Consider the following 23791-nt stretch of genomic DNA (forward strand, 5'->3'; position numbering starts at 1 on the left):
TATTTTTACTTAACTTTTTACGGATTTCAAGGGTGATACCAGTTTCCCAAAAGAATGCAAGTTTAGGCAACTTCCCAACCCAGATAGTCATCAGTCATGCCCAATCTAAAATCTACAATCTAAAATCTAAAATGGTAGGAGTTGTCAAACTATCCTAAAATACCAGGAAACACAGGTTTGAGGAGGCTTTGTGGCTTATTGGAGCAAAATTACTTATGAGAAAAGTACATACATAATTGACCTTGACACTATTAGTGCTTTTTCTAGCGAACTGGATAACAAGCGTCTCACCTTTTGGCTGCCTAATAGCAGTCAGCCGATTATCCTCAATCCCCAAGGCAATTATGAGGCTTACAAGCAAGTTCTCGATTACCTCAAAAAAACCATTGATCGCAATTCGAGAGGTTCGTGGATTAAAATTCATTATGACCGCAAAGAATTTGCGATCGATATGAGTCGAATTAGCTCTTTTGCTTGCGAACAGAACGGTCGGCTAAGCTTTTGCCTGCCTGACAGCGCAACTAATATTATTATCCTCCGCCAAAGCAACCCGGAAACTTATCAAGAAATTCAGGAATACATTAAAAATACGACTGGACAATCTCTGCCATGAAGCAGTAATTAGTCATTAGTCGTTAGTCATTAGTCATTAGTTAGAAGCATGAACAATGAAGGATGAACGGAGACTATGTTTAGTAACTCCTCACATTCATTTTATTTTTTTTGATCTAAAGTGCTTAGGTTGCACCCTAATTTTAGATATTAAAAAAGCGCAGTAAAATGCGCTGATTTTTTAAATTTTAACTATTGAACAAGCTGCCAAGCTAATTTTGCTGCCCCTACCATGCCTGCTTGATTGCCCAATTCAGCCACCAATAACTGTAAATCTTCGCGAGAACTCGGCAGTACACGTTGCTCAATTTCTTCTCGAACCTGCGGCAAGAAAAATTCTGCACCTGCACTAATTCCACCACCGATAATAATAGCTTCCGGCGTCAAAATATAAATGAGACTTGCCAAACCGATACCCAGATAGCGCCCGTAATTTTGCCAAAATTCTAAAGCTTGGGCATCTCCAGACTTAGCTAAATTTGCTAATTCTATAGGTTCCAAACCCGTTTCCCGGCGAATGGCTTGCACCGAAACATACTGTTCTAAAGAACCGCGATTGCCGCTGTTGCACTCCGGGCCGTCGGGATTTATAGTAATCAATCCTAGTTCTCCAGCCGCGCCTTGATGACCTACAAATAGTTTGCCGTCTAAGATAACTGCACCGCCGACTCCTGTACCTAAAGTGATTAAAATTAGGTCTTTAAAGTGCCTTCCTGCACCCAACCAAGCTTCTCCCAATCCGGCACAGTTGGCATCATTTGCTAATATTGTCGGCAGTCCGGTTTTAGCTTCCACCCAGTCAGCTAGGGGGACGTTATGCCAGTTTTTGAGGTTAATTGCTACTCTGGCTATGCGGCCGGCGGCGTCTGCGGGGCCTGGAGTGCCGATGCCGATCGCACTTACAGCATTTTCGACCGGATTCAGTTGTAAAATAGCATCGGTCATCGCGGCTAAAACGGCTTCTGGCGTTGCCGGTTGAGGAGTTGGAACAGTTAAGGATTGATAACAAATGCCGTCTTCGTTAAATCTGCCGAGTTTAATTGCGGTTCCGCCTAAGTCAATGCCGATTACTTGTGTCATTCGATTGGGATTTTGGATGCAATAATTTAGGACTAATTTTAATAGTATAAACCTATTGTATGTGTCCCTAGCACAGCTTACAAATTAAGTTTGTAGTGAGGACTTCAGTCCTCAAACTTCTCTTTTAAATGTATGATAATTGGTTCCGAAAACGACCCTTAATTTTTAATAGTATCATGTCGCTCGCAATACCTAGTAAAAATTGTATACAAAAGCCAGTTCGCCTATTTAATTTCGCCTAACTTACGTTGTGCTACCTCTCGGTTGTGCAAAGCATCGTGATAGTCGGGTTTGAGAGCAATTGCCTGGTTATAAGATGCGATCGCCTCCTCAAATCTTCCTAAATTATACTGCTCATTACCTCGATCGCACCACGCCTCAGCATCTACATTAACTTCCGATTCTGCCTCCGCAGCCTCAGCGCCTGTGCGGTTCACTTCCCCAGAAAAACCCCAACCATCCCCAACAAACACCGCCTCAATCACCCTCCCCTTTGTATCCTCCTCCTCAACCTCCGGCAGCGGAAACCGTGTCAATATCTCCCGCCCAATTTGCCTCGCCACCTCTGACAATTCCCCGCTGCCAATTCTACCTAACAATACCAGCCGCTGCGCCAATTCCTGAAGCGATGCCACAGCATCCGTAGGGGCGGTGCCCCCGTGCCCGCCCTGCAGGTTTTCCCCCTCTAACAATCGAGTCCCGAACCGTCGCAACCAAGCCGCCAATTCACCATCTTTAAGGCGTTTTGCGATTAAGAATCCCGCTACATCCCCGCGACTCCAGCCGGCATTCACCCCTTCGAGGATTTCCATGAATTTCGACTCGTATTCAGCGTCAGTTAAGGTTGGGCGGATGGCGGTATTTCCCGGCGGTGGGGTGGGTGGGGTTGGGTATCCGAATATTCGCTGAATTAGTCGTTTGAAGAATTGCAGAATTTTGTTTAGCATTTGTGACGTTGGGAGGGTGGGGTATTTTCTATTTTATAGCAATTATCAAAAATAGATTACATATTGATTGCCGGCGATATCTGTATGGACACGGCGCCGTGCCGTGTCCGGGATTCGACCCACAGCAAACAATCATATAAAGTAGAATTAATCTACTTTAAAAGCGGATAATACAGTTCTCCTGTTGAGTTGATAAAACCGGCCCGATCGCCCGCTAAATCTCCCGTTCCCATAAATACGTCAACTCTCCCCGCGCCTTTGATTGCACCGCCGGTATCTTGATCCAAAACGTACCGATTCACGGCGTTTTGTTCTAGTTGTCCCGCCGCATTCGGATAAGGGAGTTTTGTACTAATTAATGCTAGTGCACCGGGGGGCATTAAAGCTTTATCGGTGGCGATCGACCTTTCGGCAGTTACTGGCACTCCAATGCTTCCTGTGGCTGGAACTCCATTAGTATCCCGGAAGAATACAAAGCTTTCATTTTTCGGCAAATATTTGTTCATATCTGCGGGAAAGTTGGTGAAATATTCCTTTAGTTTCGGCAAATTTAACTCTTCTAAAGTAAACTTTCCGTCTTTAACTAATTCTCGCCCGACACCTGTATAACTGTGACTGGTTTTGCCTGCAAAACCGACGGTCATCACGCTACCATCTGTTAGCTGCAATCTCGCAGAACCTTGGACGTGGACGAGAAATGCTTGGAATCGATCGCGCAACCAAACTAATTCTAATCCCCGCAGCAATCCTTTACTTGCCTGCAAAGCATCTTCGCCTTCTAATTGCAATCTTGTCGGGTGAGGTTTCGGCCAAGATGCCATGTTTGGCGGCATCCGGTACAGGGGATAACGGTATTCGGAATTCGGCGTGCGAGATGCTGCGTAAGTCGGCTCGAAATAACCTGTAAATGCGACTGTTCCTTTGCCGTCTTTGCCCGTGGATTTGTAAAAGACAAATTCGCGCTTGACCGATTCCTGAAGTTGTGCCGGGGTTGTGGAACTGACAACTAATTGGCGAAATCGATCGAGAGAACGCCGAACTCGATCGCGCGTAACTCCTGCTACTGGATAGCGACTGTAAGCAGTGGCGGCGGCCGATGTATTGAGATAGCGGAGGCTGTTGTCGATCGACCTTAACAGCAATTCTTTATCGCCCGGTTTGCCATTTTCGCCCCAGATTTGAGCGTCAAAGGCGATCGACTCCAATTCACTCGCTTGCAATTGATTTATACTAATTGGTTGCAGCGACGGAACTGCAACTGCAGGCACCGAAAAAGCGGTCGCCAAAACGCAACAGGCGAGCGCTAATAGCTGATAGCGAAAAATCTTGCTCAATTTCCAATTTTCCCTACTCAATTGATTATTTTCCTTATTCATCGTATCGTTCGACACTAGAAGTAAATATCGGTTCTACGCGAATTGCTAGAACGCTGGTAGGCCGAACTACCATGTATTCGCCTTGAATATTTTTAATCGGGACGTTAAGAAATTCTCTTGAATCTTGTTTCGGCACCAGCGTACTGCTGTACCACTTTTGAAAATCTTGCAGCGTTGCGAAACGCACTTCTTCGCGGTGGCCGCCTTCAAGCAGCAGGTGCACGGAATATTCGCTGGGAGTTCTAGGCATAGGAGATAGGAAGAGTTGTTGGAGGACAATCTAAAATCTAAAATCTAAAATTGATGTGGTTGTCATCAAGCAGCAGGTGCACGGAATATTCGCACTTGTGTTCTAGGCATATCTGTATTTTAGATTTTTGATTTTAAGCTTTTGGAACGATTCCATATTTTACCTCTTCCTCGGCGCATTCCCTCATCTAGTAGCTTGGATTGAGGGAGAGGGGAAGAGTGCGAGAGGGGGAGAGTGCGAGAGGTGTTGGAGAAAAATCTCAATCTAAAATCCAAAATCATAAATTGATTGACGGCGGCCCCCCTATGCGGCTACGCTGTGAAATTAAGGCTGCTTTGCTCAAAGAGGAAGCAGCCCACGTCGCTCAAAAATCTAGTTGCACTGCCCAAAGCTGCTACCAACAGCAATGGACAGCTAACCGCCAAACTGAGTAAGCAGTATGGAGGCTAATGGAGAATTTTAACACTCTCTGTAGCCGCCCTGCTCTGTGTTAACGTGCGGGGCGGCTGGGTTTTGGGGTTTTCCTAGAAAACCAAAAACCAGGAGACCATATTATGTCACAGGAATTCGTACCTGACGATAACTTGTCCGCGCGTCCAAATGACGACTCAGCAGTATCGGAACAGGAAGTCGTGCGGATAACGGTTGTCGGTTCCCGCGCAGCCGTGTTAGACACCATCCACACCTTGTACCGACTGGGATTTGCCCAAGTCGGGGATTGGACCCCACCACAGCGAGGTGCAAAGCCGGGACAATTTATAAGTGTACTCATTCGCCGATCGCGCAAAGCTTAACAATAGGCTGAAATACGCTAGAGACACGGCAATGCCGTGTCCTCCATCGTCGCACCTACATGGCTGGAGCTCGGATTGTCAAATCCTCGGAGGGCGATGGCGTCGGGCCCTCGCCTGTGCTACGGGAAATTTCATCATCCAACCCCGTTAATTTTATCCGTTCCCCACAGTCAGGACACGCCTTGGCTGAAGTCTCTACAATGATTAATCCGGCGGAATACAGGGATTGTGTATTTTAGAACACGATTTGACCGCAACACTTAAAATAGTCTTGATTTACCGATCGACTGCACCCTTTTCTCATCAATATTTCGGGTTAGCTGGGGGTGTCTGTCAGCCGGAGTTGCGAGGTTCTGCTTCCAAAATGCTGATAATGGTGCACAATTTCAAATTAACAACAAAACTTGCACTATTTTGAGTAAGCTTTGGGGGGAACAGCTTAGAAAGCCTGTTTCTAAGACTGAGGCAAAATATCAAATTAATCCTCCACCTTGTCCAATTACTAATTACGAACCTATGCCCCGTCGTCAAGACTTAAAAAAAATTCTTCTCATTGGTTCCGGCCCAATTGTTATCGGTCAAGCGTGCGAATTTGACTATTCAGGAACACAAGCTTGCAAAGCTTTGCGAGAAGAAGGTTTTGAAGTAGTGTTGGTGAATTCCAACCCTGCAACGATTATGACCGATCCGGAAACTGCCGATCGCATTTACATCGAACCTCTAACGCCAGCCATCCTCGAACAAATCATCGCTAAAGAAAGACCTCAAGCAATTTTACCGACAATGGGCGGTCAAACTGCGCTAAATTTAGCAGTTGCAGTCGCTAAAAATGGCGTTTTAGAAAAATACAACGTCGAGTTGATTGGTGCTAAGTTGCCAGCAATTGAAATGGCAGAAGATCGGCTATTATTTAAGGAAGCGATGGCGCGAATTGGGGTCGCAGTTTGCCCTTCGGGAATTGCCAACACTCTCGACGAAGCCAAAGCAATTGGTCACCAAATCGGCAGTTATCCGTTAATTATTCGCCCTGCTTTTACAATGGGAGGCACGGGAGGTGGCATTTCTTACAATCAAGAAGAGTTTGAAGAAATGGCACAAGGCGGGATTGACGCCAGTCCAGTATCCCAAATTTTGATCGAACAATCTTTGATTGGTTGGAAAGAGTACGAACTAGAAGTAATGCGAGATTTGGCAGATAATGTGGTGATTATTTGTTCGATCGAGAATCTCGACCCGATGGGCGTCCACACGGGCGATTCTATCACCGTTGCCCCGGCGCAAACTCTCACAGACAAAGAATATCAGCGCCTGCGGGATGCTTCGGTGAAAATTATTCGCGAAATCGGAGTTGAAACCGGCGGTTCCAATATTCAATTTGCCGTCAATCCTGTCAACGGAGATTTCATCGTTATTGAAATGAATCCTCGGGTTTCCCGTTCCTCGGCCTTGGCCTCGAAAGCAACTGGTTTCCCCATTGCAAAAATGGCGGCAAAATTAGCGGTAGGTTACAGCCTAGACGAAATTTCCAACGATATTACCAAGAAAACTCCGGCGTCTTTTGAACCGACAATTGACTACGTAGTGACGAAGATTCCCCGATTTGCCTTTGAAAAGTTCCCCGGTTCCGAACCAACTTTGACAACGCAAATGAAGTCTGTTGGGGAGGTAATGGCGATCGGGCGCAGCTTCAACGAATCCTTCCAAAAAGCCTTGCGGGGATTGGAAACAGGCCGCGCAGGTTTCGGGTGCGACAAACCAGAAAAGTTGCCGAGTTTGGAACAAATTCGCGCCGGATTGCGGACGCCAAATCCCGATCGCATTTTTACAGTTCGCCACGCGATGATGATGGGAATGTCGGTGGAAGATATCTTCGAGTTCACAGCAATCGACCCTTGGTTTTTGGATAAAATGCAGGAATTGCTGGAAACTGAGAAGTTCTTGAAACGAACGCGTTTGGAACAGTTGACAAAAGAGACAATGTTTGAAGTAAAGCAGTTGGGTTTTAGCGATCGCCAAATTGCTTACGCCACCAAAACATCGGAAGATCAAGTCCGCGCTTACCGCAAACAGTTAGGCGTAATTCCGATTTACAAAACAGTCGATACCTGTGCCGCTGAATTTGAAGCGTTTACACCGTATTATTATTCCACCTACGAAGCGGGAGCGGCAATTTGGGAATTGGGCGATGAAGAAAAGAAAATTTCGCCTGTGGGCCACAGTCTCGCGCCGGAGTCGGAAGTTTTGCCTTCTACCAAACGAAAAGTGATGATTTTAGGTGGCGGGCCGAACCGAATCGGACAGGGAATTGAGTTTGATTACTGCTGCTGTCATGCTTCCTATTCCCTAGGAGAAGACGGCTTTGAGACCATTATGGTCAACTCGAACCCGGAGACGGTTTCGACGGATTATGATACGAGCGATCGCCTGTATTTTGAACCGCTAACAAAAGAAGATGTTCTCAACATCATCGAAGCCGAAAATCCCGAGGGAATAATTATTCAGTTTGGCGGGCAAACGCCGCTGAAGTTGGCGCTGCCTTTACAAAAAGCTCTGGAAAATCACCCCGATGTACAAACAAAAATCTGGGGAACTTCGCCGGATTCCATTGATACTGCTGAAGACAGGGAGCGATTTGAAAAGATTCTGCGGGAATTGGATATTCAGCAAGCTGCTAATGGTCTAGCGCGTAGTTTTGAGGATGCTTTAATAGTAGCTCAACGGATCGGTTATCCGGTAGTGGTGCGACCGAGTTACGTATTAGGCGGGCGAGCCATGGAAATTGTTTATTCCGATACGGAATTGGAACGTTACATGACCTATGCCGTGCTGGTAGAGCCCGATCATCCGATTTTAATTGATAAGTTTTTGGAGAATGCGATCGAGGTGGATGTCGATGCGATCGCCGATGTTACGGGCAATGTGACGATCGGCGGTATTATGGAGCACATCGAGGAAGCGGGAATCCACTCCGGCGACTCTGCTTGTTCTATCCCTTACCAAACGCTTTCTGACGCAGCTTTGGCAACAATCCGCCGCTGGACTGTAGAATTAGCAAAATCCCTGAAAGTAATCGGGTTGATGAATATTCAATTTGCTGTTCAAGGGGAACAAGTTTTCATCTTGGAAGCTAATCCCCGAGCTTCTCGAACAGTGCCTTTTGTGTCCAAGGCGATCGGAGTTCCCTTAGCAAAAATGGCCTCGCGAGTCATGTCTGGCAAAACTCTAGAAGCTTTGGGTTTTACTGAAGAGATTATACCCACTCATGTTTCGGTAAAAGAAGCTGTATTGCCCTTTGCGAAGTTCCCGGGAACTGATACCTTGTTAGGGCCAGAAATGCGATCGACCGGCGAAGTCATGGGAATTGACACCGATTTTGGCAAAGCCTTTGCCAAAGCTCAATTAGGTGCTGGACAAATGATGCCGCTGTTGGGAACCGTTTTGGTTTCGATGCGCGATCGGGACAAACTAGCAGTTGTACCCGTTGTCAAGGAATTCTTAGAATTGGGTTTCCGAGTAGTTGCAACTCACGGGACACGCAAAGTTTTGCGAGAGCAAGGTTTAGAGGTAGATTTGGAATTGAAACTGCACGAAGGGCGGCCTAATTTGTTGGATTCGATCAAGAATGAGAAAATTCAACTAATTATCACCACGCCTTCCGGCGAAGAATCCCGCGCCGACGGCATCTTTATCCGCCGCACAGCTTTGACTTACAAAATCCCGATTATTACCACAATAGCCGGTGCCAAAGCGACAGCAGCGGGAATTCGATCGCTCAAATCCCACCCGATGGAAGTAAAAGCAATTCAAGACTATTACCCGCAAGCCTAGAGGGCGAAACACTCTATGTTTAGGGTGTGCAGCGCGCACCTTACCCACCACGTAGGGTGCAGGCCGCGCACCGCCCAAACTATCGGTCTCAATTTAAGGCAACACCCAGAGTCCGGCAGGGGTTTAAACCCCTGCCTCAAAGCTGAAGTCCTCTAAAAGAGGACTAATGAATTACAGCATATTCCATGTAGATGTAGATCGCGATCAACCGGGTTTCTGGAACAGAATCAGTAATGATGCGAGAACTCTAAAGAAACCCGGTTTCTGGGGTGTACTTCATCAAATACGCTGTATTTAGTCCTCTTTTAGAGGACTTTGGCTATTAGCCAGGGGTTTAAACCCCTGGCGGTATTTGGGGTTAAGCGGTAAAAATAAGGTGCGCGCCACCAAAACCTAATCTGCATCGGAATCCAAAACTCCGCTAGACAGCATCAACCTCGGCCAAACTAACAAGAAAAAACCCATCCAAGCTAATAAAGGAATCGCGACTAAAACAGTTATCCAAACAGTTTTTAATAAAAACCAACTACCACTAATCAGGCTAGTACCAGTTAAAAGAATCGACCAAGGCTGGCACCACCAAGGTTTGTAACTCCAAGGACTAATAGCTTTTTGATTAGAAAGTTTTTTATCAGAAATAGATTTCATATTTTCAGTGCTTGTTTATGGAGAATAGTCTGGCTAGCTGGATTAACCGAAGTTAAACATTCATCACCTCTTCTGCTGTCAGCGTTAATTCGGAAAAAGTCCGGGACACAATTCGTTCGCTGCCTTTAAACGCGCTTCTTTGATAGTTGCCCTCTGCATCCAAAAGGTGGACAAATACAGTTGGTACTTTGGGATTTCCCAGAAATTCCCTGCTGCCAATTGCTAAATAATCAACAATCCAATACTCAGGAACTCCGAGGCGCCGATACTCGTCCAATTTGTCTATATAATCGTCCTCCCAATTTGTTGATGTTACTTCCACTGCCAGTTGGATTGGTTCTCGTAAGGCAGAATAAGCAGAACGGTTCGATCGCCACAAATCGCGATCGATTACGCTGACATCCGGTCTCCGCCCTTGTTCGATTCCGCCTTTACTTACAGTTCTGATAACGGTTGTAGTGTTGACTACATAATTCAAATTTAGTCGCCGGATTTCATCATTGAAGCCAAATAACAGGAAATTAGCAACATCATCATGATTTCGGGTGGCATTCATCTCTACAATTTCTCCGTTTACCAGTTCATAGAGTCCATCTTCTGGACATTCTACAAGGAATTGGTCAAAGGTTAATTTCTGTGTGACTGTTGCAATCATAAGATTTATCCTTATTTTGCAGTAATACTATTAGTCTATATTACCACAGGCCGGAAGAAATTTGTTTTTGTGACGGCAGACATCCAATTCTCAAATCTAAAATATACAATCAAAAATAAAAAATCGATTCACGTAAATGGTAAAATGCGATCGCCCTAGCAATTTGCACTTAATTTTGTTACTGACTTGATACAGTAAAGTAACAAACCTAGAAATCGAGCCACTCCCAGGTCAACCCCGAACCATGAGACTAGACGAAGCCGTAGAATTTGCCGAAAACCCAGAGCCGCGCTGTCCCTGCGTCCTCCTGCTGGACACCTCCGGCTCCATGCAAGGCGCACCCATAGATGCCTTGAATGAGGGGCTGGAAATTTTTAGGAATGACCTAATTAAAGACGAACTAGCTAAAAAGCGAGTCGAAGTCGCGATTATTTCATTTGACAATCATATCAAGGTCGTGCAAGACTTCGTGACCGCCGACCAGTTCGAGACGCCACTGCTGACAGCTCAAGGACAAACCCACATGGGCGCAGGGATTCAGCTAGCATTAGATACCATTGCGGCCCGCAAATCCGAATACCGCAACAACGGCATTACCTACTACCGCCCGTGGGTATTTATGATTACCGACGGCGAACCTCAAGGTGAATCAGACGATGTTGTGGAAATAGCAGCACAGCGGATTAAAGAGGAAGAAATTAATAAGCGCGTAGCATTTTTTGCAGTCGGAGTGGAAGGTGCTAATATCACCCGTCTGGCGCAAATTGTCGAGCGCACGCCTGTAAAATTGAGAGGACTAGACTTTAGAGAGATGTTCATCTGGCTTTCGGCTAGTATGCAGAGAGTTTCTCACTCAAAAATTGATGAACAAGTAGCATTGCCACCACCCGGATGGGGAACTGTTTAGGTATTAGTCATTGCTCATTGATCATTGGTCATTAGTAAGTGAGCAGCGGTAAGTGCGGTGTGCATAGCTCTACATAATAAGTAAGGTGTGGTGTGCATCGCCCTACCTAATTAGGGATAAATAAACCCGTCCAGACTTTGCATAGTTGTGAATTTACGAAGTTTTGAGTTAAAGAGTTATTAATGCAGAATTCATCCTTTAATTGGCAAGTTGTAGCGGCATCGGTGATAGGTACGAGCCACGAAAAAAGATCGCAGCCTTGTCAAGATGCCCACTGCTGGCGTCTCTTGCCAAACGGTGTTTTAGCGGCAGCGGTTGCCGATGGTGCGGGCTCCGCAGCACTCGCAGAAGTTGGGGCAAAAATTGCTGTGGAAGCGGTTGTTGAAACGATTTGCCAGCAACAGGAAAGGCTGCCTCAAAATGACGACGAGTGGCAGGTATTCTTGACAGCATCACTGCAAGTTGCGCGGGCGCAGGTGGAAGCAGAAGCGACATTGCGGGAAGTGGCTGCGAGAGATTTAGCCTGCACTTTAATTGCGGTTGTTGCTACGCCGGAATTAATCGCAGTTGCTCAAATCGGCGACGGTGCGGCGGTAGCAGGTGATAGTGCAGGAAATGCGATCGCCCTGACTGTACCTCCCTGCGGGGAATACATCAACGAAACTATCTTTTTGATTTCGCCGAATGCGATAGAAACAGCGCAATTTCAGGTACTTCGGGAAAAACTACGGCATTTAGCCGTATTTTCCGACGGCTTACAAATGCTAGCGCTCAAAATCCCAGAAGGCACGCCACATGGGCCGTTTTTTGCGCCTTTGTTTCGGTTTTCTGGGGAGTGGAAAGAAGAGGAAGATGCGAAACAGCAGTTAGAGTCATTTTTGCGATCGCCCCGTGTTTCCGAACGCACCGATGATGACTTAACATTATTGTTAGCAACTTTTTCGAGCAATGTTTAGTCTGTTCAACTCCACTTACAAAAAGCGGATAAAAAATTATGACAGATCCACGAATTAGTGCCAGAAGCTTGTTGCGAGAAACATTTGCTACTACGGGGCCTATATACGCTCCCCTGTTGATAATCAACTCTCCCAGTTTGATATTTGCCGCGCTCAATAGTTTGGGCAAGCTAGGTTCAGCAGGTGTTGCTTTCAATATTATCTACTGGTTCGTGGCAATTCCTTTGTTGTCGGGAGCCATGATTTTCTACACTTACCGAAGTTTGACAAAAAATCCCGTAACTGTGGGTCAGGCTTTCAATCAAGCAAACAGAAGATTGCTGCAACTCCTTGGGGCTTATATTATGTGTTTGCTGCTGGTGCTTGCTGGCTGCATTGCACTAATAATTCCCGGGCTTTATGTATCATATCGCTTAATGTTTTCATTTTACGCTACCGTCATTGATAACTCTTCGGCGCTGGACAGTATTAGTAGCAGTTGGGAATTAACAAAAGGGCGCTGGTGGTTAGTATTTCGATCGTATTTTCTGATAGTTTTGGTGGCTTTTGTGCCAATAGTTTTGATTCTCATATTAATCAGTTCGACGGGAAATTTGCTAGCATCTCAGCTTGTGGGTAATGTACTCGGATTTTTAGCCTCACCGTTGATGAATGTTTATTTGGTTTTATTGTACCTGCGCCTGCGGGAATCGGCAGCAACTATTAAATAGACATCTCCTACAAATCAAGTCAAGGGCTGTCAGGATACCTACCCCACAAAAATTGTTAGCGCGGTCTCATCAGCGGTGAAAATTTGGCGCGGTTCTATAATAAAATCGAGGTGTCAACAATTCTGCTTTAGTGTGTACAGTAGGTCGTCATTTGCAAGCACAAGAGATTAAGGATCAGCTCAACTCCCTAATTAGCGACGCAGATCTAATAGATCCGAGTTTGGCGAGAAGATTGGATGAAATCAATCGCTGGGTGAAAGATGTTAAACCCGGTTCGCTAACGGCTAAAAAATTTGTGATGGCTTTTTTGCTGCAGCTTATCCGAGATTCTCAGGTTTGGCTGGCAGTTCAATCTCTACCTTCGGAAAGAGAACAGCAAGCCGCGTTTGAGTTAATGACTCCGGGGGAAAGGTATTGGTACAGCTATCTATTTCCTAAATGGCTGAGCGAAAACGATCGCAAATTTTATATATGGAAACAAAAACTCAAGGCCGGCAAATTCGATCCGGGTGATGATATCGTGATTCGTGCGATCGCAGCCCGAATTGTCGATCGCCAAGGCACTGTTTTGTATCGATATGTTGCAGATCTTTCTATGGCAACCGATTCGATCGTTAGCAGCCGCCAACAGCAGCCCCTCTGCATTCAAGTCACAACTCTTTCGGATGAATTCTCTGAACAAAAATATCAGAATTGGCAACAAACTCTTCAAGATTGGGGGATTGACAGAGGATTATTTTTAAGTTATGATAAAAACGATGCAAATTTCCTGAATCAGTTAGTTAACATTGCATTATATAATAGTGATAATTTGCCCGCAGGTCGTTACCTCAAGTTCCCGTAAATCAAGCATATCTGCTGCTGAGAATAGTTCGACTGCTAAAAACTTGGTGAAAAAAAAATTTGACTAACTCACATATTGCACAATTTTCGACAAAGCCAAAAACCTAACCCCCAGCCTGCTTCTGGAAAAGGGAAAACAGACCAAGCTTTTTCCTCTCCTTTTCTGTCTCCGGGAGGGGTTTGCCAGACACTGGCAAGAGGTGCTTGATACGAAGGCTAAGCAATGGGAACATTTACCGCAGCAATAAATCGGGTGAAATAACTAGCAACTCGGCCTAAATTGAATTGAGATTTGATTTAATTGCGGTGAAATTGTTGGAAATAAAATCTAATTACATCAAAATCAAATACTATGACAGTACAAGGTACACATACCGTTGAAAATAACTTGCAAAAAGTCTGGGAAGAACTGGAAGCAGCCAGAAAAATGCAGGATGAATGGATGAATTACGGGGTAGATTTTGTAGATTTGTATGTGGAAGATGCGGGCGGTGATTGGTTGGAAAAGTGGGGTAAATGTGAAGAAGAATTAGAGCGAATTAAACATAATGTAGATATTGAAGCAGTCAAAGCAGCGCTCGACATTCCCAGCTTTCAGCAGACAAAACTGCTGGAAATTGCCTTAAATTGCCGTTATTCTACCAGCTATTACTCCGATCGCCCGGAGGAGTCTCCCGCTTGGCAAGAGGTTAAGTACAAACGCCTGTCACTCTTAGGGGGAGCGATTTTCGGTGCGGTTGTTAGCGATTACCTGTACCGCGAATATCCACAAGTCGATCCCAATGCTATCTCAACCTTAAAACCTCGTTTTGCAGAACCCAAAAAACTTGCGGATTTTGCACAAAAACTGAAATTAAACGAACTCAGTTGGGGCGTATGGAATGAGAAAGAAACAGAAGAAAGCGAGTACAATAGAGTTTTTTCGGAGACTTGTGAAGCTTTGTTTGGCGCGATTTACTTGGAGTTTGATCGCGATTTTTTCCGTGGGGGAAACTGGCTGATTCAGCACTTGATTGAACCAAATGTTGGGCAGCATGGGGATCTAACTGGGCGGCGACAAATAGGGCCCGAAAACGAGGTGAAACGCCGGGAAATCCTGGGCGCGGATATTCTAGATGCGATCGCGATCGACTATTTGTACAACCGCTTTCCCGAACGCAACGCCAGCCAGCTAACTCGCTGGAAAAATATGTTAGTGGCCAAAGAGATTTTTCCCAAAGACTTTAAGGCTAAATTAGGCAGTCATTACCTAGAGTTGGAAAGCAATTTCTCGCGTACCCGCGACTGGTTGGTGGATAACTTTATCAAAACCGCAGTTGACGAACTGCTAGAGGAAAGCGAAACTCAACCAGAATATGTGATTGACAGTGCGAACCCGGAATCGCTGCCAGAATTGGTCAGCCGGATTACAGACAAAAAGTGGAAAAATGAATTTGTGAGAGTTGTCAGCATTTTGCAACCTGCTGACGAACTTTTGCTGCTGATGCAACAAAAATTAGACAGTATGGTGGCTAAAGATGAAACTTTGCAGCAGTTGCTAAGCTGGGCAAATCACAAGTCTCAGTTAGTGCAAAGGAATTTAAAACCGGCGGAAATCCGCGCTTTTTATGTTGCCTTAGTTTGCGTGCTCGATTTGGCTTTGACTCGTGTCCTCGATCCGAGTCTGAAGTTTGATATATCGAAAGTTCGCCAGTTGCGGAATTGTTTGGGAAAGGCTGGAAAAAATGTAGAATTTGCGGAGGTTGATGAGTCTCTGAAATTGGCTTTTGATAATGAGGATGTGGCGTGTATCTTGGTTGGCATTTGGGCGCTGGATATTGAACCAGAACTTAAACAATTGCTGGCACAATTTCAGACTGAGATGCCAGATTTGCAAAACTGGAAAAAGTGGCGCAAAGAGTGCGGTTGCAGTTGGCTGGCAAAATTCAAAACTGCGATCGGCTACAATTTATATTTGGGCCCCCAACAGAAAACTTTGCTGCAACAGTATTACTATGCCCACAACTTGCTGGTGGAATGCCTCAACAGCGATAATTGTCAGGTGACACCGGCGGTCAGACAAAAAATTGAGGATAAAATGTTGTTATTGTCGGTGGATTTGAAGCTGGTTCATATTTAATTTGGATAGCGCGGAGGGGCGGGACGCCCATCCCACTAATGGATGGACGGGCGGGACGCCCATCCCACTAACAGCAACAGGGCTTACCCACTCCCACCCAAGAAATCGGGTTTTTTACCGAATCTGCGGGCTGCAATGCGTCTTTTGGTGAAAAACTCGGTCTCTCCTCACCCGTGCCTAAGTCATAAGAAGGGTAAGATTTAATGGGCAAGTCAAATTTATTAAGTGATGGCTTCCAAATCCTGTATCCCATAACGGAATTCTATGCAGTTGCAGCGCCAATTTAGCGGACAACTGATTGCGATCGACACCAAAACCGCGATCGCCAGTGGGGGTGAAGGTCGCATCTACCCGATCGCCCAAGACTCGTCCCTTGTAGCAAAAATCTACCACAAACCGACAGACGAAGACGGCGACAAACTCACAGTCATGTTCAGTATGCCGCCGGATGCGCCGATCGCGGAACCGGGACACGCTTCCATTGCTTGGCCGATTGATTTGCTGCATACTGTCGGCGGGCGAGAAAAAATCGTTGGTTTTGTGATGCCGCGCGTCAACAAGGTGATGCCGGTACACACTTTCTACACTCCCAAAACCAGGCGCGAACAAAAACCGCTATTTAGCTATCTTTACCTCCACCGTACCGCCAGAAATCTCGCCTCGGCTGTAAATGCCCTCCACGTCAGGGGTTACGTCATCGGTGACGTAAACGAGTCGAACATTCTCGTGACGGATACGGCGTTGGTAACGCTGGTGGACACGGATTCGTTTCAAGTCCGTGATCCTTATACGGGTTACGTTTATCGGTGTCCCGTGGGGAAACCGGAGTTTACGCCGCCGGAGTTGCAGGGGCAGACTTTCCGCGATATCGATCGATCTCCAGAGCACGATTTGTTCGGTTTAGCGGTATTAATTTTTCAATTGCTGATGGAAGGTACGCATCCGTTTTCGGGAGTCTATCTCGGTAGCGATGAACCACCGTCTTTGGAAGCGAGAATTCGATCGGGCCATTTCCCTACAGGTACGAAACGGATTCCCTACCGCCCGATGCCCGCGGCGCCTCCTTTTGAGATGCTGCATCCCCGGCTGCGGCAACTGTTTATCCGCTGTTTTGAGGAAGGGCACGGCAATCCTTCCGCGCGCCCGGATGCGAAAACTTGGGTGAATGCGATTCGGGAAGCGGAAGATGCTTTAGTTACTTGCAGCAGAAATAGTCAGCATAAATACGGAAATCATCTCAGTCGATGCCCTTGGTGCGATCGGGCAAAACTCCTGAAAGGGCGCGATCCGTTTCCTTCGCGGCAAGCAATCAGCAACGGATTGCACTTGCAGCCTGCGAAAATCAAGCGTAAAAAGCCCCAGTCACCGCCTGTCGTGGCCCAGCCCGCAGTGCGTCGGCAACAGCCCTCCACGGGGCTGTCACGCCCCCTGGGCCAGTACGCAGTGCCGTTGCTACCGATGCCGATGTCTTCTCGGAGTCGGACTCCTGCGCCTCAGCTTCCCGTGGGCAAGTTTGAGCGCATTTTTCAGGATGCTGCTTGGGGAGGTGTTTGGGGTAGTTTGTGTTTGGCGGCGATCGGGGGGATTTATTCGGCAATAGCTGAGGGCGGCAGTGCTATTTTGGGGGCGATTTTTGTTGGTTCGATTTGGGGCTGTTTTTTTGGGGTGATGTGGGGGGTTTTTACTTTGCCGCCGAATCAGATTTGGCGGAAGTGGGGCGGAGTTTTGGTGGGGGCGTCTTGGGGGGCTTTTTTGTTGGCGGCGATCGGCGGTGCGGTGTTTGGCGCGATTAATAGCACTCCGGGGATCGGGGAGAGGATTTTGGCTGGGGCGGGGGTTGGTGCTCTCTGGGGCTGTGTTTGGGCAACTTTTCAGCCTCCTCTGGCGCTGCCGATGGGGAGGGTGTGGGGCCGGCGGGGAGGGTATTTGGGGGCGGTCTGGGGCTCGTTTGTGGGGACTCTGGCTGGTGTTTTTTTGGGGGCTGGGCTGGTGGTTTGGCAACAATACGGTGTCCAGATGCGGCCGGTGGATGAGTTTGCGGGTTTGCTGCTGGGTGTGGCGATCGTGGCGGCTGGTGTGGGTTCTGTTGGGGGTGTGGTTTCTGGGGGTTTGTTGGGTTTTTGCGGGTTTGCGCCGAAGTTGCCGATTTCGTTTCAGCCTTCGGGTGTCAATGGTGGGAGTTTGGGGGCGATTTGGGGCAGTTTTTTGGGCACTTTTGCGGGTACGGTGTTGGGGGCGGTGGTGTCTGCGATGTTTCCGGCTGTTAGCGCTGGGGTGCCGGTGGAGTTGGGGCCTGTGGCGGGGGCGATCGTGGGGGCTGGTTTGGGGGCGATTTGGGGGGTGGTTTCGGGTACTGTTTGGGGGGCTTTGGGCAAGTGGTGATCGGGTTGATGTCTGTTTTTGGGTGGAAAATGCGTCTATGCGTAGGTGTAAAAATCGAGGTGTTAATTTTGGGGGCTATAATGTATATGCTCTAAGGGTTAGAGGCACTTCAAGCTTAACAATGGTAGACGCAATCGCTGGAATCTATGGTGGAAAAGGGTTTGAGGGCTGTATGAAAATTGGGGTATTGACAAGTCGAAGGCTGAAATGGTAGTTTTGTTTTATGCAGACGCAAATGAACCTTGAAAACCAAATACAGAAAAGCTTCTGGAACGGGCGGCCGCAATTAACCTAACTCCCTATCAGGGATTGAAACATACGGATTTTCAACGTTAGAGGCAATCATTTCAAGCCGCAATTAACCTAACTCCCTATCAGGGATTGAAACAGCTACTGCGTTAAATGCCTCAGCCGGAAGCGTCCAGGCCGCAATTAACCTAACTCCCTATCAGGGATTGAAACTCTATAAACGTCTGAGGGCTGATCGGCTGCTGTAGTGCCGCAATTAACCTAACTCCCTATCAGGGATTGAAACGCCGCCAAGTGTTAGCAATCCAAAAAGCATCAGGGTTAGAGGGCCGCAATTAACCTAACTCCCTATCAGGGATTGAAACAGCGGCACCGGAGCAGGGCAAGTTATTCCCCCAGCGAGCCGCAATTAACCTAACTCCCTATCAGGGATTGAAACGATTGCCTTAATCATGTCGATAGCGTTGGTGACACCGGATGCGATCGTAGGCCGCAATTAACCTAACTCCCTATCAGGGATTGAAACCTGCTTGTAGAGTCCTGACTTGCTCTGCCTTGTAATTGCCGCAATTAACCTAACTCCCTATCAGGGATTGAAACCCGTACAGAGGATCGCCCGGTACGCTACCCCGATCGGGCCGCAATTAACCTAACTCCCTATCAGGGATTGAAACTGATTTTTTGCCTTTAGAAGGGCCCGCGAGAGCCGCAATTAACCTAACTCCCTATCAGGGATTGAAACATTAGCCAGCGGCTCAGCTTGACCCCGGTCGGATCTGGCCGCAATTAACCTAACTCCCTATCAGGGATTGAAACATAAATTAAAAAACCCGCAGAGGCGCGGGGATAAAGCCGCAATTAACCTAACTCCCTATCAGGGATTGAAACAAACATCCCAAGGAACTAGCCACAGAAATCATTGGCCGCAATTAACCTAACTCCCTATCAGGGATTGAAACTTCGTCCAAGACTGTGTAAATATCAACCTGTAAAGCCGGGCCGCAATTAACCTAACTCCCTATCAGGGATTGAAACGTTCTGGATATGCGTATAACTAGATGGTATCATGCCGCAATTAACCTAACTCCCTATCAGGGATTGAAACTTATGCCCAAACGAGAGCTGGACACTCCCGCTTGGGCCGCAATTAACCTAACTCCCTATCAGGGATTGAAACTACACCCATCAGTCCCACTGTGGGAATACCATGAGCCGCAATTAACCTAACTCCCTATCAGGGATTGAAACTCATCCCGTTCTTGCTGGCAAGCTTTCAGCCGACTCTGCCGCAATTAACCTAACTCCCTATCAGGGATTGAAACTCATTATTTGAAGGTGAACCCCCTGTTGAGTTAGGCCGCAATTAACCTAACTCCCTATCAGGGATTGAAACTCTTGCTTGCAAGCCGTTAGAAGTAACAAAGAAGCCGCAATTAACCTAACTCCCTATCAGGGATTGAAACTTCTCAGGGGGTAGAGCGAGTCTAGCGTACCCAAGGCCGCAATTAACCTAACTCCCTATCAGGGATTGAAACCGATTACCTTTCCATTTTCCAACTCGACCGTACCCGCCACAATTAACCTAACTCCCTATCAGGGATTGAAACTTATCAAGTCTACAGAAGTTACCAGGGGCGTAGGCCGCAATTAACCTAACTCCCTATCAGGGATTGAAACAGGTGTATCCAGTTGGGCGCGATAATCGTCCATGCCGCAATTAACCTAACTCCCTATCAGGGATTGAAACACAGACCTCGACAATCCCAAGAGAAATTCTAAAAGCCGCAATTAACCTAACTCCCTATCAGGGATTGAAACGTCGGGAACCCCCACCACAAAATCAAGCGGCAATGCCGCAATTAACCTAACTCCCTATCAGGGATTGAAACAAATTTTCCAAATTTAAAAAAGGGTGAGGGAGCGGAGCCGCAATTAACCTAACTCCCTATCAGGGATTGAAACGCACAACGTACCGATTGGAGCGAAATAGAGGATGCTTGCCGCAATTAACCTAACTCCCTATCAGGGATTGAAACGAATACCAAAATGTAAATGCTACAAGCTGGGCTGGTGAAGCCGCAATTAACCTAACTCCCTATCAGGGATTGAAACTTTTGCACCACGTACCAGATTTGCACCACGTCCAAGCCGCAATTAACCTAACTCCCTATCAGGGATTGAAACGATTGATTATCATCTATTAATTAAATTTTCCAGCGGCCGCAATTAACCTAACTCCCTATCAGGGATTGAAACCATGTTTTGCAAGGTTTGGACAGACGTACCTTCGAGCCGCAATTAACCTAACTCCCTATCAGGGATTGAAACGATCACATCTTGCAGCGGAGTGCCGGCCGCTACAAGCCGCAATTAACCTAACTCCCTATCAGGGATTGAAACTTCTTTGTCTAGCGTGAGTTCATAGACATCAAAATGCGGCCGCAATTAACCTAACTCCCTATCAGGGATTGAAACCTTTTTGGAGCTTGCACTCTACATAACACACATTGCCGCAATTAACCTAACTCCCTATCAGGGATTGAAACTAGATCACAGAGAGATAATGAAGAAAATCCAGAGGGGGCCGCAATTAACCTAACTCCCTATCAGGGATTGAAACATGATTCAAAACCCTCCGGGGGGAAGCTTTCAGGGCCGCAATTAACCTAACTCCCTATCAGGGATTGAAACGGAATGATCGGAGCTCGTTGGCGCAACCTCCATCACGCCGCAATTAACCTAACTCCCTATCAGGGATTGAAACTCAATTGTGTCAACACAAGTTTTATCGTTAATGCCGCAATTAACCTAACTCCCTATCAGGGATTGAAACCAACAAAATCACAACGGCGGAAGCCACTGCCTTGGGCCGCAATTAACCTAACTCCCTATCAGGGATTGAAACCTATCTCATCAAAAGTATGCCCTTCATCGAGAAGCCGCAATTAACCTAACTCCCTATCAGGGATTGAAACGGGACAATATTGAGCTCGCGGGCGATCGCTTTGAGCCGCAATTAACCTAACTCCCTATCAGGGATTGAAACTGCGGTACTCCTTGTGTACTGTGGCATCTGCCTCCTCAGCCGCAATTAACCTAACTCCCTATCAGGGATTGAAACAAATACAGGCTCGGAGCAAACACCGCTAGTAACCTGCCGCAATTAACCTAACTCCCTATCAGGGATTGAAACAAATGAAGAGCGGTTTTTTGGTGTAAATTTTTAGGCCGCAATTAACCTAACTCCCTATCAGGGATTGAAACAAAAGACACTAAAAAAACGTTAGAAAACGAAAAGCCGCAATTAACCTAACTCCCTATCAGGGATTGAAACAGTCGGCTCCAGCCTAGCAACTTGGGTCGCCAGAGAAGCCGCAATTAACCTAACTCCCTATCAGGGATTGAAACGCCGCACATCTGAGGCGATCGGGCTGCGATGGAGCCGCAATTAACCTAACTCCCTATCAGGGATTGAAACAAAGAGCCTAGTTATAGCGCGTATACGTTATCTATGCCGCAATTAACCTAACTCCCTATCAGGGATTGAAACACCGTCGGGAGTTCGGTAAGCTCCGTTGATTCTTGGCCGCAATTAACCTAACTCCCTATCAGGGATTGAAACCCCGAATGCGGCACATTCACATTCGCGGGGGTAACACCGATGCCGCAATTAACCTAACTCCCTATCAGGGATTGAAACCGGCTGAGGACACCAACCAATTTTTAAACAATTGAGCCGCAATTAACCTAACTCCCTATCAGGGATTGAAACATCTGCGATCGTTGTTTTGGTAGGTTGCAGGATAAATCTGGCCGCAATTAACCTAACTCCCTATCAGGGATTGAAACTAGCATTGCATTGTTCTGTACCGTCAATTGGTGCATTTGGCCGCAATTAACCTAACTCCCTATCAGGGATTGAAACTAAAAATGATCATCGAATTACACCACAACGACGGCACAGGCCGCAATTAACCTAACTCCCTATCAGGGATTGAAACGAAATACTAGGCGACTATAATCCAGTAACCGAGGCCGCAATTAACCTAACTCCCTATCAGGGATTGAAACGGCGCTGGATAGCGATGAAAGTGAAGCGATACTCATTAGCCGCAATTAACCTAACTCCCTATCAGGGATTGAAACTTACTTGCGAAAACTTAACCCGATATACGCTTATCATGCCGCAATTAACCTAACTCCCTATCAGGGATTGAAACGTAAAATTTGCAGACTTCTGCGACGGCAGATCGCAGCCGCAATTAACCTAACTCCCTATCAGGGATTGAAACCAAGCATTGTTCGCACTCAAGTTAATAATTTCGGGCCGCAATTAACCTAACTCCCTATCAGGGATTGAAACAGGCGCTTGAACCGCACTGCTAGCCTTCATCAGAATGCCGCAATTAACCTAACTCCCTATCAGGGATTGAAACACCTGCACTACAGTTACGGCATGATTCGTAGGCTATGGCCGCAATTAACCTAACTCCCTATCAGGGATTGAAACCAAAGCATGATGGGTTGTGGAGTATAGAAACTGTGCCGCAATTAACCTAACTCCCTATCAGGGATTGAAACACAGAAAAATGTCTGGTAAGCTGCACAAGCGGTATATTGGGCCGCAATTAACCTAACTCCCTATCAGGGATTGAAACAACATATTCACCCGAATATTCGATGATTTTTAGTGAGCCGCAATTAACCTAACTCCCTATCAGGGATTGAAACCAGTGCTGCTTGTTCAGCGGCTATGACAATAAAGCCGCAATTAACCTAACTCCCTATCAGGGATTGAAACCTAACGCCCCGGCAGTTAAACTCCCTGGGTTGATAGGCCGCAATTAACCTAACTCCCTATCAGGGATTGAAACCAAGACTGGACGATCGACGCAGAAGAGTTGCTAAGAAGCCGCAATTAACCTAACTCCCTATCAGGGATTGAAACCCACGACCAATAAAAAGCCGCCCCGCCAAGGGCAGCCGCAATTAACCTAACTCCCTATCAGGGATTGAAACAGTCACTTCCCACTGAAGTTAAGGTTTGTACATTACCTGCCGCAATTAACCTAACTCCCTATCAGGGATTGAAACCTGGGAGTATCTCACCCTCGATACCGTCGCTGGGCCGCAATTAACCTAACTCCCTATCAGGGATTGAAACTAGGCTAAAAAAGCCTTGGAATTTATTCAATTCCAAGCCGCAATTAACCTAACTCCCTATCAGGGATTGAAACTATCCTAAATACCGCAACAAACAAAAGCAAAAAGATGCCGCAATTAACCTAACTCCCTATCAGGGATTGAAACGCTACATTGCCACGCTACTGAAAGCAAACTTTTTAGCCGCAATTAACCTACAGCAAATTCCATGTAAATGTGGTACACTACATTCAGTACATCAGCAGAAAAAATGAAAGCTTATTCGATCGAGT

Annotated in this window: 16 protein-coding genes and 1 CRISPR repeat array; of the genes, 10 read left to right on the forward strand and 6 right to left on the reverse strand. The window is 46.7% G+C overall.

All coding sequences use genetic code 11. From position 1 onward, the window contains the following. Nucleotides 1-190: 190 nt before the first annotated feature. Nucleotides 191-613 carry a hypothetical protein gene (locus tag QUA90_RS15995; protein WP_015174977.1) on the forward strand — a complete coding sequence of 141 codons (423 nt, stop codon included), beginning with the start codon at nt 191-193 and terminating at the stop codon, nt 611-613. Between the two features lie 191 nt (nt 614-804). Here QUA90_RS15995 and QUA90_RS16000 read toward each other — a convergent pair whose 3' ends face one another. The 4 genes from QUA90_RS16000 to QUA90_RS16015 all read right to left on the reverse strand — a co-directional run bounded on the left by QUA90_RS16000 (nt 805) and on the right by QUA90_RS16015 (nt 4265). Continuing rightward, on the reverse strand, nt 805-1692 hold the full coding sequence (locus QUA90_RS16000; RefSeq protein WP_333446483.1) for an ROK family protein: 888 nt from the start codon (nt 1690-1692) through the stop codon (nt 805-807). A gap of 224 nt (nt 1693-1916) precedes the next feature. Then, the gene (locus QUA90_RS16005; protein WP_333389495.1) at nt 1917-2639 is read right to left on the reverse strand and encodes a tetratricopeptide repeat protein; all 723 of its coding nucleotides are present in this window, start codon (nt 2637-2639) and stop codon (nt 1917-1919) included. Nucleotides 2640-2791: 152 nt separating this feature from the next. Further along, nucleotides 2792-4015 carry a murein transglycosylase A gene (locus QUA90_RS16010; protein WP_333389497.1) on the reverse strand — a complete coding sequence of 408 codons (1224 nt, stop codon included), beginning with the start codon at nt 4013-4015 and terminating at the stop codon, nt 2792-2794. Continuing rightward, nucleotides 4008-4265 carry a hypothetical protein gene (locus QUA90_RS16015; protein WP_172192361.1) on the reverse strand — a complete coding sequence of 86 codons (258 nt, stop codon included), beginning with the start codon at nt 4263-4265 and terminating at the stop codon, nt 4008-4010. Before QUA90_RS16015 ends, QUA90_RS16010 begins: the two co-directional genes overlap by 8 nt. Nucleotides 4266-4483: 218 nt before the next feature. Here QUA90_RS16015 and QUA90_RS16020 point away from each other — a divergent pair, with 218 nt between their 5' ends. The 3 genes from QUA90_RS16020 to carB all read left to right on the forward strand — a co-directional run bounded on the left by QUA90_RS16020 (nt 4484) and on the right by carB (nt 8887). Further along, nucleotides 4484-4699, forward strand: coding sequence for a hypothetical protein (locus QUA90_RS16020; RefSeq protein ID WP_333325548.1), 216 nt, complete (start codon nt 4484-4486; stop codon nt 4697-4699). A gap of 120 nt (nt 4700-4819) precedes the next feature. Then, nucleotides 4820-5059 carry a hypothetical protein gene (locus tag QUA90_RS16025; RefSeq protein WP_333446484.1) on the forward strand — a complete coding sequence of 80 codons (240 nt, stop codon included), beginning with the start codon at nt 4820-4822 and terminating at the stop codon, nt 5057-5059. Nucleotides 5060-5575: 516 nt separating this feature from the next. Continuing rightward, entirely contained in the window at nt 5576-8887 is a 3312-nt protein-coding gene (gene carB / locus QUA90_RS16030) for a carbamoyl-phosphate synthase large subunit (protein WP_333446489.1), read from the forward strand. Nucleotides 8888-9280: 393 nt separating this feature from the next. Here carB and QUA90_RS16035 read toward each other — a convergent pair whose 3' ends face one another. After that, nucleotides 9281-9535: a DUF6737 family protein gene (locus tag QUA90_RS16035; protein ID WP_333046688.1), complete on the reverse strand. Its 255-nt coding sequence runs from the start codon at nt 9533-9535 to the stop codon at nt 9281-9283. A 52-nt stretch (nt 9536-9587) separates the two neighbouring features. Further along, nucleotides 9588-10190, reverse strand: a complete 603-nt coding sequence (locus QUA90_RS16040; protein WP_333446487.1) for a Uma2 family endonuclease — start codon at nt 10188-10190, stop codon at nt 9588-9590. A gap of 244 nt (nt 10191-10434) precedes the next feature. On the opposite strand from QUA90_RS16040, the gene QUA90_RS16045 reads away from it, so the two are divergent. From QUA90_RS16045 to QUA90_RS16070, 6 genes are all read left to right on the forward strand, one after another. Beyond that, nucleotides 10435-11097, forward strand: coding sequence for a VWA domain-containing protein (locus QUA90_RS16045; RefSeq protein ID WP_333080292.1), 663 nt, complete (start codon nt 10435-10437; stop codon nt 11095-11097). 182 nt (nt 11098-11279) lie between these two features. Continuing rightward, the gene (locus QUA90_RS16050) at nt 11280-12053 is read left to right on the forward strand and encodes a PP2C family serine/threonine-protein phosphatase (protein ID WP_333080290.1); all 774 of its coding nucleotides are present in this window, start codon (nt 11280-11282) and stop codon (nt 12051-12053) included. A 38-nt stretch (nt 12054-12091) separates the two neighbouring features. Further along, nucleotides 12092-12763: a hypothetical protein gene (locus QUA90_RS16055; RefSeq protein WP_333325537.1), complete on the forward strand. Its 672-nt coding sequence runs from the start codon at nt 12092-12094 to the stop codon at nt 12761-12763. A 151-nt stretch (nt 12764-12914) separates the two neighbouring features. Then, nucleotides 12915-13607, forward strand: coding sequence for a hypothetical protein (locus QUA90_RS16060; RefSeq protein WP_333325535.1), 693 nt, complete (start codon nt 12915-12917; stop codon nt 13605-13607). A 351-nt stretch (nt 13608-13958) separates the two neighbouring features. Further along, on the forward strand, nt 13959-15725 hold the full coding sequence (locus QUA90_RS16065; RefSeq protein WP_333325532.1) for an NACHT C-terminal helical domain 2-containing protein: 1767 nt from the start codon (nt 13959-13961) through the stop codon (nt 15723-15725). Between the two features lie 264 nt (nt 15726-15989). Next, entirely contained in the window at nt 15990-18107 is a 2118-nt protein-coding gene (locus QUA90_RS16070; protein ID WP_333325529.1) for a DNA-binding protein, read from the forward strand. Nucleotides 18108-18386: 279 nt separating this feature from the next. Further along, nucleotides 18387-23666: a CRISPR direct-repeat array (repeat unit 37 nt; unit sequence GCCGCAATTAACCTAACTCCCTATCAGGGATTGAAAC). The last annotated feature ends 125 nt before the right edge of the window (nt 23667-23791 follow it).

It is taken from the genome of Microcoleus sp. D3_18_C4, from assembly GCF_036702355.1.
GTDB lineage: Bacteria > Cyanobacteriota > Cyanobacteriia > Cyanobacteriales > Microcoleaceae > Microcoleus.

What these genes read in the sequence shown, in the direction of transcription:
- QUA90_RS16035 (WP_333046688.1), bottom strand. Translation starts at nt 9,535, where the DNA reads ATGAAATCTATTTCTGATAAAAAACTTTCTAATCAAAAAGCTATTAGT.
- QUA90_RS16010 (WP_333389497.1), bottom strand. Translation starts at nt 4,015, where the DNA reads ATGAATAAGGAAAATAATCAATTGAGTAGGGAAAATTGGAAATTGAGC.
- QUA90_RS16000 (WP_333446483.1), bottom strand. Translation starts at nt 1,692, where the DNA reads ATGACACAAGTAATCGGCATTGACTTAGGCGGAACCGCAATTAAACTC.
- QUA90_RS16045 (WP_333080292.1), top strand. Translation starts at nt 10,435, where the DNA reads ATGAGACTAGACGAAGCCGTAGAATTTGCCGAAAACCCAGAGCCGCGC.
- carB (WP_333446489.1), top strand. Translation starts at nt 5,576, where the DNA reads ATGCCCCGTCGTCAAGACTTAAAAAAAATTCTTCTCATTGGTTCCGGC.
- QUA90_RS16065 (WP_333325532.1), top strand. Translation starts at nt 13,959, where the DNA reads ATGACAGTACAAGGTACACATACCGTTGAAAATAACTTGCAAAAAGTC.
- QUA90_RS16005 (WP_333389495.1), bottom strand. Translation starts at nt 2,639, where the DNA reads ATGCTAAACAAAATTCTGCAATTCTTCAAACGACTAATTCAGCGAATA.
- QUA90_RS16025 (WP_333446484.1), top strand. Translation starts at nt 4,820, where the DNA reads ATGTCACAGGAATTCGTACCTGACGATAACTTGTCCGCGCGTCCAAAT.
- QUA90_RS16040 (WP_333446487.1), bottom strand. Translation starts at nt 10,190, where the DNA reads ATGATTGCAACAGTCACACAGAAATTAACCTTTGACCAATTCCTTGTA.
- QUA90_RS16050 (WP_333080290.1), top strand. Translation starts at nt 11,280, where the DNA reads ATGCAGAATTCATCCTTTAATTGGCAAGTTGTAGCGGCATCGGTGATA.
- QUA90_RS16070 (WP_333325529.1), top strand. Translation starts at nt 15,990, where the DNA reads ATGCAGTTGCAGCGCCAATTTAGCGGACAACTGATTGCGATCGACACC.
- QUA90_RS16015 (WP_172192361.1), bottom strand. Translation starts at nt 4,265, where the DNA reads ATGCCTAGAACTCCCAGCGAATATTCCGTGCACCTGCTGCTTGAAGGC.
- QUA90_RS16055 (WP_333325537.1), top strand. Translation starts at nt 12,092, where the DNA reads ATGACAGATCCACGAATTAGTGCCAGAAGCTTGTTGCGAGAAACATTT.